Genomic DNA, 14,070 nt, shown 5'->3' with positions numbered 1-14,070 from the left:
CTATGGATGCACTTACAAACTGCTAATATGTAAAATCCTCCCTCTAATATTACAAAAATCGTATGCTATGATATTACTGCAAGCAAGAGAGCAACAAAAAACAAACTACGATTATCAGGGAGGATTTCATACATGAATAAAAAAGTGATCTTTTCAGTAGCAGCGGCAGCAGCATTGCTTGTATCACCAGGATTGAATAAAGCAGATGCAGCATCTAATTGCCCGACTCCACAGCAAGTGAAAGTAAATTACTCTGGAAACCTGAATAACGAGCAGATTAACAGCCTGCTTCAAAAATATATGAAACAATACAATATTAACTGGGAAAGCGTACAGGTAAACAAGCAGCCGGCCAAAGCAGAACAGCCGAAACAGGAAGCACCTGCACCAGCCAAAACAGAACAGCCGAAACAGGAAGCACCTGCACCAGCCAAAACAGAACAGCCAAAACAGGAAACTCCTGCACCGGCAAAAGCAGAACAGCCTAAGCAGGAAGCACCTGCACCTGCACCAGCTAAACAGCCTGCACAAGCAGAACAGCCTAAAGCTGCACCATCAGCATCACAAGTAAGTGCGTTTGAGCAAAAGGTAGTCGAACTGACTAACCAGGAACGCGCAAAAAATGGTGTGCCTGCCCTTAAGCTTGATACAGAGCTCAGCAAGGTTGCACGCGAGAAGTCTAATGACATGAAAACAAAAGGCTATTTTGACCATAACAGCCCAACTTACGGTTCTCCGTTTGATATGATGAAGAAATTCGGCATCTCTTACAGAACAGCCGGTGAGAACATTGCAATGGGCCAGCGTTCACCTGAAGAAGTAGTAAAAGCATGGATGAACAGTGAAGGCCACCGCAAGAACATCATGAACGCCAACTTCACACACATCGGTGTAGGCCATGTGGCAGAAGGCAACTATTGGACTCAAATGTTCATTGGAAAATAATATAGCATTCAAAAAAAGGAGACAGCACCTGCTGTCTCTTTTTTTTGAACAGTTTTAGACTTTCCTAGGGAATGACTGTCTTATACGTCTTACTCTCACTCATGCTGCGGCCCGAAAGGTTTAACAGTAAATGCGGGTGCTTTTCCTTCATGATTTTTCCGAAAAAGGATACAATACAACCTAGAGTTAATATAGATAGGGGATTTCTATGGATATCAGAAAAGCAGAACCAAAAGATATAAGCAAAATAATGGGAATCGTAAAGAAAACAGTAGAAATTATGAGGCAGGAAAATAATGATCAATGGACAGATGAATATCCTGCAGAAACTGATTTCCTTAATGATATCAAGAACGGAACAATGTTTACAGCAGTGATGGATGGAGAACCCGCCGGTGCTATAACATGCGATCAGGTCCAGGCAGAGCAATACCGCCAGGTTTCCTGGCAAAAGGCCGATGGTGAATGCTATGTGTTCCACCGCCTCGTTGTAGATCCTGAAATCAGGGGAGCCGGGATTGCCAGCCGTCTCATTTCATTTGCTGAACAGCATGCTGTTCAGCAGAATGTGCCATATATGAGAACTGATACATATTCACTTAACAAGAAGGCCCAAAGACTGTTTGAGAAAAACGGATACAAAAAAGCCGGTGAAATCTATATGGACAGGGAGCATCCGTTCTTTTGCTACGACAAACTTCTTTAAGCATGCCGGAAGTTCAAGTATCCATCTGGAAAGGAATATCTACAGCTTCCTCATCTTCATGTATGGGTATGATAATGACAAGAAGACCTTCTTCAAAAGAGGTTTTGATCTCTTGCCGTATGACCTGATATGGAATGGATAATTTCTTCTCAAACTTCAGGCTGGGGCGCTCTTTTATCAAATATTCCCGGTTGGGGAGAAGAGTCATATATTTACCTTGAATAATGATTTCCCCCTTAGCCAGTTGAACCTTGAAATTCTCCCTTTCAATGCCTGGAAGTTCTGCTTCAACAATGATGGTGTTTCCGGATTTGTAGACATCACATCGGGGCACGGATCCCTGCTGGCCGAAAAATGCTGAGCCGGGATTGGATGGCATAATCTGCCCCTCCGGATTCTTTTTGCTCAGACTGCCCAACAGCGGATCATTCTGGACCTGGGTGCTCCATTCCAGAAGATGCCTGAATTGTTCCAAAGACATAGCTTGTAACCTCCTTTAATGAATGGGAGCTCAGAGCTAAAAGGAAAAGGTTAAAGGATTTCAGTTACTTCAATCTCAGAAAACTGCATATCAATATTCTTGGGTATCCTGACTTCCAGCATGCTGTCTTTGAAGCTCGCAGAAGAGCCTTTCCTTTTTACAATGGCAGGAAGGGTAATCGTATGCTTATTTTCAAACTCAGGAATATGCTCCAGGATGATCTGGTTTGAAGTATGATAAAGCTTCAGCTGTTTGAGCCAGGATTCATCTTTTATTCCGATCCTGACAAAAACATAATCATGTGTTTCGTAGACAGAGGTATCGAGTTTGGAAGAGCCGGGAGGAGAGGGATCAGGGTTCCCCTGCTGAAATGGGCTGAATCCCTGCATCATATTCTGTGGCCCTCCCATTCCCTGCGTCGATTGGGGAAAAAGCTGGCCCATCATATTCTGAACATATTTGTCAATCTCGTCAGGCTTGAGCTGCTGCATCGTTTTTTTCATGTCTTTGTTAAACGGGAAAAGGTTCCAGGGAAACATATGATACATCCTTTCCTAGTGAGGCGTATATGCCCCATGTTCGGTATATGTTGATGTATTATATGCAGGCAGCAGCCTAATCGTTAATTTTCACGCATACAGCAAACCAGCTGCCAGTCCAATTGCATATATTTTCTGCCAGCCTCTTTTTATTTGCATATCTCAAGGGTTCTTCATAGTATAGTGATTAAGAGAGCAGAAAAAAATATTGCGGGGTATGTATCTTGGTGAATGTAAAGACGGCTTTAATAACCGGCGGAGCGGCCGGCATCGGAAAAAGGACAGCCATTGAACTGGCAGCTAATGGGGTTTCGCTTGCAATCAATTACCGCAGCAGCCGGGAAAAAGCTGAGCTGCTCGCAGAAGAATTGACTGAAAAATATGGGACGCAAAATATTGTTGTCCAGGGTGATATCGCTTCTGCAGAAGACTGCCTGCGCATTGCTGAGAAGGCACTGGATTATTTCGGCTCAATCGATATCCTTGTCCATAATGCCGGGCCATACATACATGAACGAAAAAGAATGGCTGATTATTCCCTTGAAGATTGGAGCTATCTGATGAATGGAAATGTAAACGCAGTCTTTTGGCTGACAAAGCTCCTTCTGCCGGCGATGAGAGAAAAAGGCTGGGGAAGAGTCATTACCATTGGATTTGATAGAGTCGAAACGGCGCCAGGGTGGATTTACAGATCAGCTTTTGCTGCAGCAAAAACAGCGGCGGCATCCCTCACAAGGACTCTTGCCCTGGAAGAGTCTGAGAACGGGATTACAGCCAATATGGTCTGCCCAGGTGATATCGTAGGTGAATGGAAAGAGAAGGAAATCATTCAGGCAAGAGAATTGATCGGAGATTTGCCCGAAAATGAAAGAGATGCAACCGGAGAGGATATTGCACGGGTCATTTCGTTTTTAAGTGATGATAATTCCGCCTTTATAAATGGGAGCATTATTCCTGTCACAGGCGGAAAGGATATACTGGGAAAAGCATACAGGCTTGATGGCTAAGAAGGGCACATTGCTGAAGGCAATGTGCTTTTTGCTGCAATATTTGTGCCAATAAAAGAGAAAGTTTGAGAAAACCTGCTGCAGAAACGAGTACATATAGTTTTGAAGGTGGAAGGATGATAAAATAGTAGGAAATAACTATAAATTTGATGCAGGTGCTGTGGCATATGGACATATATAACAGGTTTCTTAAAAAACTTCTAATCAATTACATATTCGGCTCTTTGATTGCAGTGCTGGCAATCGGTGCAACCTTTATCTTTACAACCATTGATGCCAGGGGATATGACAAAGCCCTAATATGGCTGATTCTGGCAGGGTCAATGGTCATCATGTTTTTTACGGAGGGCTTTTTCTTCAGGCAGCATATCAGGCCCATTCGAGCTGTGTTTCTTTCAGATGGAATGGATGCGGAGTCTGTAAGAAAAGCTATCCTGAGGCTGAAGCAGTTTCCAGTCCTAACGGTCAAGCGGATTATGCTGCCGCATCTGCTTGGACTGACGATACCGGCAGCATCTGCTTCACTTTATCTGATCTCAGCCGGAGAGCTCAAGCTCTCCTATTATATGGTGCTTTATGCCGCCATTGCCGCTTTTCTTGTTGCCAGCATGCACGCCCTAGTAGAATTCTACTTGACGCTTCGGGCGATCAAGCCGGTGCTGGCCCATTTCAAGGCGGCCAATAAAAGCGGGTGGCTTGTTCAAGAAACTCCGTCCACCATTCCTATCAAAAAGAAATTCCGTTTAACAGTCCTTGTGATCGGTGTCCTTCCTGTCCTGATTTTCATGGTAGCTGCCCAAATCAAGCTGGAAGGAATGGGGATGGAAACGGCCGTTTTTTGGCAGTGGGCGGCTGTTGTGATCTTCATTACAGTTTGCTATGCCATGCTGACCGCGAAGTATATGGCGGAGGATATTGAAGAGCCGATTTCACGCCTTCAAACGCTGATGTCCGAGGCGGAAAATCAGAACTTTGCCTACTTGAAGGATAATGTGTATACAGACGAATTCTCTGAGGTATTCACAGGTTTCAATATTATGATAGCGGCCCTGAAGCAAAGGGAAGAGACGAACCGGCAGCTGCTTGAAAGCTTCATGACTGTCCTGTCTGCAGCACTTGATGCGAGGGATCCATATACTTCCGGCCACTCAATGAGGGTGGCTTCATTCTCCCGCGACATAGGGAAGAGACTTGGTCTTCATGATGAAGAACTGAAGCAGCTTTATCAGACTGCTCTTCTCCATGATATTGGAAAAATCGGTGTCCCGGATGGTGTTCTGCAAAAAGAAGGCAAGCTGACTGACGAAGAATTCGAGTACATAAAGGCCCATCCGGTTATAGGTGAAACGATTTTAAAGCAGGTACAGCCGGCAGGCGAGGTGGCTTCATTGCTCCCCGGGATCCGTTCCCATCATGAAAGAATCGATGGAAAAGGCTATCCTGATGGACTTCAGGGGGAAGAGATACCTTATTTTGGCCGGATCATCGCCGTAGCAGATTCTTATGATGCCATGACTTCTGACAGACCTTACCGCAAAGGGATGCCGCCGGAAAAAGCATTGCATATACTTGAAAGTGGAAAAGGCACACAGTGGGATCCACAGGTGGCAGACGCCTTTATTGAGCTGGCCAGAAAGATGGTGCAGACTGAGGCATCCTGATCTTTCAGGTTCTCTATGGGCTATATAAATAACCCTTAAGGTCCTTTATACATGACAAAGGCCGCACCAGATTGGTGCGGCTTTATTGATGCACGCATATTCTTCCCGCATAATGAAAGAATTTATGATGAACGCAGCAATGCCTTCTCTTCCTGAATAATTCCGCTTCCGGACTGTACCCCCTCTGATTGGACCACCAGAGTCCGTGTAGGGAAAGCCATGCTGACTCCTTCCTCTTCCAGAATTAGCAAGATCCTGAAATTAACGTCTTCTTTGATGGAAAGATAATCTGCAAAAGACGTCACATTCGTGAAAAAGTACAGGTAAAGATCAAGGCTGGAATCATTGAAGCGGTCAAAGCGAACTATGATTGTATCGTTATGGATTTCCTCATGCTCAATGAGCATCAGCTCAATCCGCCTTGCGATTGCCTGGAGCTTTTCTCTTGAAGTGGAATACGTAACTCCCAGATGAAAGGCAATCTGCCTTTTTCCCATTTTAGACCAGTTAATGATCGGCTCGTTGGCAAGGGTCGAATTGGGAACCGTCACAAGAGCCTGGGCAAAAGTACGTATCTTCGTGCTTCTAAAGGTAATGTCCTCTACTGTTCCCTCGACGCTGGGAGTCTTAATCCAATCGCCTATTGTGAATGGCTTCTCGGTTACGATTACTATCCCTCCAAAAAGGTTGGAAACTGTTTCTTTCGCAGCCAGGGCAAAAGCCAGGCCTCCAAGACCCAACCCGGCAATGAAGCCGTTGATATTGAAACCCCATTCTTCAGCAATCATACTTCCGCCAAGAACAATGACAAGAGTCTTAGCCATCTTAGAAACAAAAGGGACGACCAGCTTATCGACATTAATGTCGAGTTTGCTCATCAGTTTAGGGAAGAGCACCGTAGTCATGCTGCTTAAATTGAAAAGGCCCCAGGCCGCAAGCACAACGAAAACTGACCGAAACAGCTTTTTTTCTGCTGTATCGCTAATCAGGTCATATGGGAAAAACTGCAAAGCCAGCTGAAGCCCGATAACGACAAACAGCCATCTGACAGGCTTTTGGAACGAATTTAGGATGGAAGAGGCTGTGGTGATGCCTTTTTTATCAGTATAATCAATAATCAGCTTGAAGATATATCTTGTAAACACTTTTCGGAGCAGCAAAAATAAAATCAGGATTCCGGCAGAAAGGGCAAACTTTGCCCAAAAATCATCGGTTAACAGGTAAGTCATCATTTTCCTCCTTGATGTAAAACTAAGCAGTGATAAACATTAGAACACTTTACCACTAACTGCGGAAAAATTTAATAGGTTGAAAGACGTAACTTTTAATAAGGCTCTTTACGCATTGATTGTTGCTTTATTGCCATTCTTATAAGAGGTGAAAAATTACTTTTACAGGAAGCAAATGCTGCTGGTGCTTGCCAGAATTTAAAGTCATTTAACGTCAATTTTATACGTGAGGTATAAAAACCGCTATTTCTGGATCATTCAAGAAAATCTATTTAGGAACAATCCCGACCAGCCATAAAGAGCGGACCTTACAGGACCTGAATGAGGGAATCGGGGACAGGCTGAAAAATAAGCGGAGAAATTCCCCCTGATTTCAAAGAAACTCTAAAAACAGCTGCAATAGACGGAGAAATTCCGGCGATCGATTCAAAAAACAAATAAATGGGCAACTTTGCTCCACTTAACCGGAAATTTTCCGCTTATTTAATGCCCTCATGCCAGATTCAGCAGTTAAAACGGAAATTCTCCGCTTATTTTAAGGCTTGCTGGCCCCTCAAATGAGGATAAGACTTCCTGGTTTTTTTTATCCTTTCCTGCCCTGTTAGCTGAATAAACCTCTCCTGAAAAGGGGGGAAAAGAGGGTCTCTTCACTCAATTTTGTAAAAGCCTGTCTGCCATATATACCTATGCGGAGATCAAAGGCGAAAGTACAGGAATGGACAGACCGTTTTTTTCAGAGTCTGGAATATAGCATGGCTGTTCCTGGCTTTCGGTTTGCAAATGCATTTTCAACCCGCAGATTTAAGCTCTAAAGAATAAGGATGCTGGCTGAGCCGCTGAATTTTTGCCGTGAAGGTCTTCAGCTGCTTCTTTCAGCATATAGTATACGGACAAGCGATTTGGAGAGGAGAATGAAGGGTGGCATATCAGGGGTCGAAAGGCTGGTATATTCAGAAGCTGAAGGAAATGGGGATCAATAAACATCCGATAGACCGCAGGAAAATAGAATTATACAAAACCTATATTGTCAGAAAGCTATACATCGAAGAATTAAAGAAAAATCCGGGAAAATAAACATATGGGGAGGCTGCATAGAAAGCAGTCTCTTTGTTTTGCCAAACGGTGTGGCAGTCTATGCCCGGCACCTGAGCATGCGTTTTTCATAATGGCATGTTGGAAAGCGGCGAAGCATATGATGAGGGAGAAAGGGGGCAGAGGATAGTGAGATCTCTTATTGCAAACAAGCTGGCCACCATTTGGATGGAAATCGGGGAAAGCAGCTTTGACTGCCCGCTGAAATCCGTAAGCGGGGGGAACACAGTCTGGCAGCAGATATATCTGCTCGGGCACTATCCTGTCCTGCTCCATGAATATTATTTGATGTCCAGACTGATTCTCGATAGCAAATGGATTTTGCCTCCATGGAAACTGTTCTCTTTTAAGTGCGGAAGTGCAATTGAATATGATGCCTTCTATGCCGCCGCATGCGAGAAGGAAATCGGCAGCTTTACATACACCGGCATTGACGAAGAAGTCTGGAGTGGCCTGAGTGAAGTCCCCCCCAATAAACTTAAGCTGATTCGATCACCTCCATCAGGCTTGCAGGTAGGGGAATTGGATGAGATCAGCTTAATAATGTTCCCTAAATCATTAAAGAGCTTTACCGGCAGGGATTTTGAAGCTATAAGCCAGCAGCTGCAAAGGGCTGTTATGAAAAGGAAAAGAATCTGCATGGCTTTCTCGGCATCCGACCCTGAAAAACCTGATTATGAGCTGAACCGGTTTCATTCACTCCTTGAACAGGCTGCGAGATGGCAGAAGTACAGAATCTGCCAAGAGCAAACGATTCATATTCAAGCCGAAACAGCCATCCGATATGCTGATAACCGTTTCGAATATCCTCCAAAAATTCTGATGAAGATGAGGGATAGGGAGGGCTTAGCCTCAGTTTGTCCTGTGGAGAGGCTGGAACAGGCATTTATGAGGGCAGTTTTTCTGGAGGCAAGGTGAGTTTTTATATATGAAAAAAAGCCAGTCGGGAATGACTGGCTTTTGGTTAAATCTCGTGTATGTGCACCCTTAAGCCTCCATTAGCTGGGTGACATCCTGAACCGGCTGGACTCCGCTCCGCATTACATGAAGTGTATATAAGTCCTTTGGGATTTCATAAAGATTGTAGATAAGCTCCTGCTTGTTCAGCTGTTCAAATATATGTTTCCTTGTTTCATTGGCCTGGATAATATACGGAAGCTTTTCAGCAGCTTTTTGAGAACGGATATTGACATTTCTGATCCTCATAAAGATCGTTTCGATTCCGGCTTCATAAAAAAGCTCATCAAAAAAAGCATCCTTGGCTGTCTTATTATAGCCTTTCCCATGATAGGGCTTGCCGAGCCAGGTGCCGAGGAACCCGGCCTGATCCTGAATATCGAACAGATTGATGGTCCCGATCGGAGCACCCCATTCATCGAGGATAGTGCGGGAAATAAGCTCACCGCGTTCCTCTGCTTCAATCGTCTGCTTGGTCATAAATAAAAATTCATCATAGGAATAGGCTTTTTGGCGCACAAAAGGGAAGACTTCCGGGTGCGTCATCAATTCGTACAAAGCATGGCAATCCTGAAGATCGCGTTTCTTGAGCATGTATGTTCCCTCCAGCCCGAGGTAGTCCTGCTCCATGCCAAATAGAGCTCTGGTCCCACCCTCGAAATTTTTTGTAATGTTGCTAAAAAATTTCGGGGTGGGAATCGAACCCACTAGAACCATCCTTGGATTGGATGGTGGCGCACCATTTGCCTTCCCTATATCTATTGCATTCCATTATGTGTTTATTCAAAGGCAGAAATTCAGCAGAATCTTTGCCACTTAAGGTATCATACTAAAAAAAAATAAAAAAAGAAATAGGTAAATTGTTAATATTTCTTGAAAAATTTACAGCAAAATTCGGCAGCGGATTTTGACAAATTCCATCACTCAGAATAGACGAATTCCCCGTCAATCATCGTCCAGGACGGCTTGGACAAAAAATGGAAAGGGTGGAGGCTCCAAAGGGCCAAATCTGCATCCTTGCCAGGCTCAATTGAGCCGAGCCTGTCTTCTGCTCTCAAGTTCCTGGCCGGAATGAGCGTGATTCCCTCGAGTGCTTTCTGTTCAGCAAGACCTTCCCTCATGGCTATGGCAGCACAGACATTCAAATATTGTATCGGTGTATAAGGATGGTCTGTCGTTATCGAGACTTCAATTCCCATTTTCGTCAGTTCGCTGTATGTCCTCCATGTTTTATTTTTCAATTCTACCTTCGATCTTCGGGTCAATGTCGGGCCCACAGACACCTTTAAACTCCTTCCAGACAGCTCGTCGGCTACCAGGTGACCCTCTGTGCAATGCTCAATCCTCAAATCCAGATTGAATTCATCTGCCAATCTTACCGCAGAAATGATATCATCCGCCCTGTGTGCGTGGATCCGTACAGGAATGGAACGATTAAGGGCGAGCAGCAGCGGTGCGGTGCGGAGATCTTCCGGTGATGCCGAGTTTTTTGCGGCATAAAAAGCCTCCCGGAGCATTCCCATGATGCCCATCCTGGTAATCGACTCTTTATTGCCGTGGCTGTGAATCCGCTTGGGGTTTTCCCCGAATGCGATTTTGAGGCCTGCCGTTTTCTGGATCGTCATCTTTTCAATATTTTTGCCGGCGGTTTTGATGACAGAAGTGGTTCCGCCGATGATATTGGCGCTGCCAGGCATGATATGGACCGCCGTGATACCATGCCGCACAGCATCAGAAAATGCAGGGTCGAGCGGGTATACGCCATCCATGGCCCTGATATGCGGGCTGAGCGGCTCTATGGTTTCATTGGCATCATTACCAGCCCATCCGGTCCCTTCATCATAAAGTCCCATATGTGTATGCACATCGATAAAGCCTGGGAGCAGATGCCTTCCGCCGCAGTCAATGATCCTGACGGCGGAATCCACCTTAATTGAAGGGCTTGCCCTCTCTATCTTGCCATCTGAAACAAGGACGTCACCCCTGAAGGGTGCTGAAACAATCGGGTAGACAAGCGCATTTTTCAACAGCATCCTTGGCATGATCACGCCTCCTTTTTTACGCATCAATCTTTTTTGCGTTGCTTGACAGCAATATATCCGGCAAGAAGGACAGCAGCGGTGACGATGATCGGTGCCAGATATGGTTTTGCATAATCCTTTACTTCATTCCAATGGTCGCCAAGCTCCATTCCCAGCAGGAGAAAAAGCACTGTCCAGGGGATAATGGCCGCCACAGTATACAGAAAAAAGGTTCTGAGAGGCATCTTTGCTATTCCTGCCGGTATGGAAATGGCATGCCGTACGACAGGTATGAACCTGGCAGTGAAGATGACGCCGGTTCCATAGCGGTTAAACCAGTCCTCGGCAGCATCCAGATGACTGCCTTTAATCAGCAGAAATTTGCCGTATCTCTCAAGGACGGGCCTGCCCCCAAAATAACCGAGCCAATAAAGAAAAAGCTGGGCAGCGGTGCCGCCGGCAACCCCGGCGAGCAAAGCTCCTGCAAAATGGATCTCTCCGCTTGCAACCAGGTATCCTCCATAGCTCAGGACAATTTCACTGGGGATCACTTCTGCCATCAATCCAAGGGCTATGCCCAGATAACCGAGGCTTGAAAGGAACTCAAATAACTGAATGATCACTTCCTTCACTGATACATCACTCCCTTAAAAAAAACCTGTCATTTGAAGGGCGAGGACAGCAAAGCCCAAAATCCATACATAAACAGCAAAAATCTTCAGGGATTTTCTTTTTAAAAATGAAATCATCCAGACTACAGCCGCATAGCCGAACAGCGCTGAGGAGAGTGTGGCGATCAATAGGCTCCCAAAAGGGATGGCCTCGGTATGGCCGGCATACATTTCTCCTGCCTGCATCACAATCCCCCCGGCTATCGCTGGAATGGAAAGAAGAAAAGAAAAATAGGCAGCCGTTTCTCTATCCAGTTTCCTGATGAGGCCTGCGGCAATCGTCAATCCGGAGCGGGAGAGGGCGGGGAAGATGGCTGCTGCCTGGAAGGTGCCAATGAAAATGGCATCCCCCATACTGATATCGTCCATCTTTTTCCTGCCTTTTTTTATTCCATCGGCAGTCCAGAGGATAAAGCCGGTAAGCAAAAATTCCCACCCGATGGTTACGCCGGACTTTGACAATGAATCGAGAAGATCCCCGAGAAGGAGACCTGCAATCACGGCAGGAACTGTTCCGGCTGCAAGGAGCAGGGAAAGCCGCCCGAAAGGTTTCCTGGCGATTTGGAGGAGCTCATCTTTGTAAACGACAAGGACTGCCAGCAAGGTTCCGACATGCAGCATGGTATCAAGGAACAGGCCAGCCTCATCAAGCCCGAACAGGTGCCTTCCGAGATATAAATGCCCGGTACTCGAAATCGGGAGAAATTCAGTCAGGCCCTGGATCATGCCGAGAATTAGCGCTTCTATCTTAGAAAGCATCTGATCACCCTTTACATCTTTTTGGAGTATTGAGGAAGGCTCCTTTATTGTTGTATTTGCCGATATATGCCCTCACTAATTAGTATTCAAGTTGTCCCAAACAAGAACAGGGAAAGAAAAAGATGCGGTTAAAGAATAATTTAAGCGGAAGAATGAAACCTTTTTAGATGTGGGGCGTAGTAATAGTTATAAGAAATCATTTTTAATATTGGAGGAATTATGAGTGGAATACCAAAAAAACTCCAGCAGTGATGAAAGGCTGATGGCATCCCTGATTTATATATCCAGCCTGTTTACGACCTTTCTCGGGCCGCTGATCATCTGGCTTTTGAAGAAGGATGACTCGGAGCTTGTGAATTATCATGGAAAAGAGTATTTTAACTTTCTTATTTCTTATGGTGTGTACAGCATCATCAGTACCGTCCTGATGATTGTCCTTATCGGCTTCATCACCATCTGGATCGTCGGCGCTCTGGCCCTGGTCTTTACCATTGTGGCGGCAGTAAAAGCCTATGAAGGCAATGAATACAGAATACCGCTGGTTTTTCGTCTGATAAAATAAGACAGCATAGCTGCTGATTCCTTTTAATGGGATCAGCAGCTTTTTTTGTGCCGCAGTCAGGCGGAGCCTGTGACAAATGCGGATTTTTTTTGTTAGAATATATCCATTATCAAGCAATAATAGGCAAAAAAAAGAGAGGAGTCTTTGTCATGCTCAATGAAACCGGCCTGGTGCTCGAAGGCGGCGGGATGAGGGGCGTCTATACGGCAGGCGTGCTGGAATACTTTATGGAGCAGGATCTGTATTTTCCCTACATAATAGGAGTTTCAGCGGGAGCCTGCAATGCTGCTTCCTATATCTCAGGGCAGAAAGGACGGAATAAAACCGTCAATGTGGATCTTGTCAGTGATCCCCGCTATATATCATGGCGCAATTATTTCAGGAACCGGCAATTCTTTGGAATGGATTTCATTTTTGATGAGGTCCCGAACAAGCTTGTCCCCTATGATTATGATAAGTTCCATAACAGCCAGTCGGAGTTCGTCATTGGCACAACCGACTGCCATACAGGAGAACCTGTTTATTTTAACAGGGAAGGCTACGGGCAGGATGTGCTGCAGGTGCTGAAAGCTTCGAGTTCACTGCCTTTCATTGCTCCGGAGATAGACTACAACAGCAGAAAGCTGCTGGATGGGGGAATCAGCGACCCGATTCCGCTGAAAAAAGCCCAGCAGGACGGATTCCAAAAAAATATAGTCATACTCACAAGAAATAAAGGCTATCAGAAAAAACCTTCAAAGTTCCATTTCCTTGTCAGAAGAAAATATCCAGCCTATACAGGCCTCCAAAAGGCCATGGAAAACCGCTACCGGCAGTACAACCAGACACTCGGCTACCTGGCAGAGGAAGAACAAAAGGGCACCACCCTTGTCATCCAGCCATCAGAGCCGCTCGAAGTGGGAAGGATGGAAAGAAACCCAGCCAAGCTCGAACACCTCTACAACCAGGGCTACAGCGATGCCAAGAAGCAATTTGGGCGGATTCAGTCTTTTATTGGGTGACAGGCACCTGTACCAGTTGTAGACCAGTTTATTAACCCCAGCCAAATGTTGGCTGGGGTTTTACCTTCGACAAGAGTACAGAGATTTTTAGATTAGAAGGATGCCCGCTCTGAGAACAATGTGGCATTGAATAGCATGAGTGAAATAGAGGGAGCCAGTGCCGCCGGCTAAGACCCTCTGAACTCGTTTAACCAACCCAGAGGGTATTAGTGCCGTTGACTAAGACCTTCTAAGTCTGTTAAAACCAACCCAGAGGGTGTTAGTGCCGCCGACTAAGACCCTCTAAATCTGTATAAACCAACCCAGAGGGTGTTAGTGCCGCCGACTAAGGCCCTCTAAATCCGTTAAAACCAACCCAGAGGGTGTTAGTGCCGCCGGCTAAGGCCCTCTAAATCGTTAAAACCAAAACAAAGAATGCTAGTGCTGCCAACTGAGACCT

15 protein-coding genes are annotated in these 14,070 nt (G+C 45.5%); 8 read left to right on the top strand and 7 right to left on the bottom strand.

From position 1 onward, the window contains the following. Positions 1-132 precede the first annotated feature (132 nt). Together CYJ37_RS10985 and CYJ37_RS10980 are read left to right on the top strand one after the other, a co-directional pair. On the top strand, positions 133-945 hold the full coding sequence (locus CYJ37_RS10985; protein WP_101549738.1) for a CAP domain-containing protein: 813 nt from the start codon (positions 133-135) through the stop codon (positions 943-945). Between the two features lie 208 nt (positions 946-1,153). Beyond that, positions 1,154-1,651 carry a GNAT family N-acetyltransferase gene (locus tag CYJ37_RS10980; protein WP_009795492.1) on the top strand — a complete coding sequence of 166 codons (498 nt, stop codon included), beginning with the start codon at positions 1,154-1,156 and terminating at the stop codon, positions 1,649-1,651. A 13-nt stretch (positions 1,652-1,664) separates the two neighbouring features. Here the strand turns inward: CYJ37_RS10980 and CYJ37_RS10975 are convergent, their stop codons facing one another. Together CYJ37_RS10975 and CYJ37_RS10970 are read right to left on the bottom strand one after the other, a co-directional pair. Then, positions 1,665-2,132: an Hsp20/alpha crystallin family protein gene (locus CYJ37_RS10975; protein ID WP_101549736.1), complete on the bottom strand. Its 468-nt coding sequence runs from the start codon at positions 2,130-2,132 to the stop codon at positions 1,665-1,667. Between the two features lie 50 nt (positions 2,133-2,182). Next, positions 2,183-2,671 (bottom strand): Hsp20/alpha crystallin family protein, encoded by a 489-nt coding sequence (locus tag CYJ37_RS10970; protein WP_022544076.1) that lies wholly within the window; start codon positions 2,669-2,671, stop codon positions 2,183-2,185. A gap of 227 nt (positions 2,672-2,898) precedes the next feature. Here CYJ37_RS10970 and CYJ37_RS10965 point away from each other — a divergent pair, with 227 nt between their 5' ends. Continuing rightward, positions 2,899-3,678, top strand: a complete 780-nt coding sequence (locus CYJ37_RS10965; RefSeq protein WP_094767263.1) for an SDR family oxidoreductase — start codon at positions 2,899-2,901, stop codon at positions 3,676-3,678. 167 nt (positions 3,679-3,845) lie between these two features. Next, on the top strand, positions 3,846-5,339 hold the full coding sequence (locus CYJ37_RS10960; RefSeq protein ID WP_094767232.1) for an HD-GYP domain-containing protein: 1,494 nt from the start codon (positions 3,846-3,848) through the stop codon (positions 5,337-5,339). A gap of 122 nt (positions 5,340-5,461) precedes the next feature. Here CYJ37_RS10960 and CYJ37_RS10955 read toward each other — a convergent pair whose 3' ends face one another. Further along, positions 5,462-6,571, bottom strand: a complete 1,110-nt coding sequence (locus CYJ37_RS10955; RefSeq protein WP_094767233.1) for a mechanosensitive ion channel family protein — start codon at positions 6,569-6,571, stop codon at positions 5,462-5,464. Positions 6,572-7,486: 915 nt separating this feature from the next. On the opposite strand from CYJ37_RS10955, the gene CYJ37_RS10950 reads away from it, so the two are divergent. Further along, on the top strand, positions 7,487-7,642 hold the full coding sequence (locus CYJ37_RS10950; protein WP_022544074.1) for a YflJ family protein: 156 nt from the start codon (positions 7,487-7,489) through the stop codon (positions 7,640-7,642). Between the two features lie 147 nt (positions 7,643-7,789). Further along, entirely contained in the window at positions 7,790-8,578 is a 789-nt protein-coding gene (locus tag CYJ37_RS10945; RefSeq protein ID WP_022544073.1) for a hypothetical protein, read from the top strand. A 69-nt stretch (positions 8,579-8,647) separates the two neighbouring features. On the opposite strand, the gene CYJ37_RS10940 is transcribed toward CYJ37_RS10945, so the two are convergent. From CYJ37_RS10940 to CYJ37_RS10920, 4 genes are all read right to left on the bottom strand, one after another. Next, positions 8,648-9,211, bottom strand: a complete 564-nt coding sequence (locus CYJ37_RS10940; RefSeq protein ID WP_009795501.1) for a GNAT family N-acetyltransferase — start codon at positions 9,209-9,211, stop codon at positions 8,648-8,650. A 326-nt stretch (positions 9,212-9,537) separates the two neighbouring features. Continuing rightward, positions 9,538-10,659, bottom strand: a complete 1,122-nt coding sequence (locus tag CYJ37_RS10930; RefSeq protein WP_101549734.1) for an amidohydrolase — start codon at positions 10,657-10,659, stop codon at positions 9,538-9,540. A 23-nt stretch (positions 10,660-10,682) separates the two neighbouring features. Then, entirely contained in the window at positions 10,683-11,270 is a 588-nt protein-coding gene (locus CYJ37_RS10925; RefSeq protein WP_101549732.1) for a DedA family protein, read from the bottom strand. A gap of 15 nt (positions 11,271-11,285) precedes the next feature. Next, on the bottom strand, positions 11,286-12,068 hold the full coding sequence (locus CYJ37_RS10920) for an undecaprenyl-diphosphate phosphatase (RefSeq protein ID WP_094767238.1): 783 nt from the start codon (positions 12,066-12,068) through the stop codon (positions 11,286-11,288). A 262-nt stretch (positions 12,069-12,330) separates the two neighbouring features. On the opposite strand from CYJ37_RS10920, the gene CYJ37_RS10915 reads away from it, so the two are divergent. Together CYJ37_RS10915 and CYJ37_RS10910 are read left to right on the top strand one after the other, a co-directional pair. After that, on the top strand, positions 12,331-12,630 hold the full coding sequence (locus CYJ37_RS10915; RefSeq protein ID WP_050767316.1) for a DUF4870 domain-containing protein: 300 nt from the start codon (positions 12,331-12,333) through the stop codon (positions 12,628-12,630). A gap of 149 nt (positions 12,631-12,779) precedes the next feature. Further along, positions 12,780-13,631 carry a patatin-like phospholipase family protein gene (locus CYJ37_RS10910; protein WP_009795507.1) on the top strand — a complete coding sequence of 284 codons (852 nt, stop codon included), beginning with the start codon at positions 12,780-12,782 and terminating at the stop codon, positions 13,629-13,631. The last annotated feature ends 439 nt before the right edge of the window (positions 13,632-14,070 follow it).

The organism is Bacillus sp. UMB0728 (genome assembly GCF_002858875.1).
Classification (GTDB): Bacteria; Bacillota; Bacilli; order Bacillales; family Cytobacillaceae; genus Bacillus_AB; species Bacillus_AB infantis.
Note: the sequence above shows the minus strand (reverse complement) of the source record. Positions and strands in the feature narration are given on the sequence as shown.

Bases quoted from the DNA above. Each gene is read 5' to 3' on its own strand.
- CYJ37_RS10985 (WP_101549738.1), top strand. From the start codon at position 133: ATGAATAAAAAAGTGATCTTTTCAGTAGCAGCGGCAGCAGCATTGCTT.
- CYJ37_RS10980 (WP_009795492.1), top strand. From the start codon at position 1,154: ATGGATATCAGAAAAGCAGAACCAAAAGATATAAGCAAAATAATGGGA.
- CYJ37_RS10975 (WP_101549736.1), bottom strand. From the start codon at position 2,132: ATGTCTTTGGAACAATTCAGGCATCTTCTGGAATGGAGCACCCAGGTC.
- CYJ37_RS10970 (WP_022544076.1), bottom strand. From the start codon at position 2,671: ATGTTTCCCTGGAACCTTTTCCCGTTTAACAAAGACATGAAAAAAACG.
- CYJ37_RS10960 (WP_094767232.1), top strand. From the start codon at position 3,846: ATGGACATATATAACAGGTTTCTTAAAAAACTTCTAATCAATTACATA.
- CYJ37_RS10955 (WP_094767233.1), bottom strand. From the start codon at position 6,571: ATGATGACTTACCTGTTAACCGATGATTTTTGGGCAAAGTTTGCCCTT.
- CYJ37_RS10940 (WP_009795501.1), bottom strand. From the start codon at position 9,211: ATGCTCAAGAAACGCGATCTTCAGGATTGCCATGCTTTGTACGAATTG.
- CYJ37_RS10930 (WP_101549734.1), bottom strand. From the start codon at position 10,659: ATGCCAAGGATGCTGTTGAAAAATGCGCTTGTCTACCCGATTGTTTCA.
- CYJ37_RS10920 (WP_094767238.1), bottom strand. From the start codon at position 12,068: ATGCTTTCTAAGATAGAAGCGCTAATTCTCGGCATGATCCAGGGCCTG.
- CYJ37_RS10915 (WP_050767316.1), top strand. From the start codon at position 12,331: ATGGCATCCCTGATTTATATATCCAGCCTGTTTACGACCTTTCTCGGG.
- CYJ37_RS10910 (WP_009795507.1), top strand. From the start codon at position 12,780: ATGCTCAATGAAACCGGCCTGGTGCTCGAAGGCGGCGGGATGAGGGGC.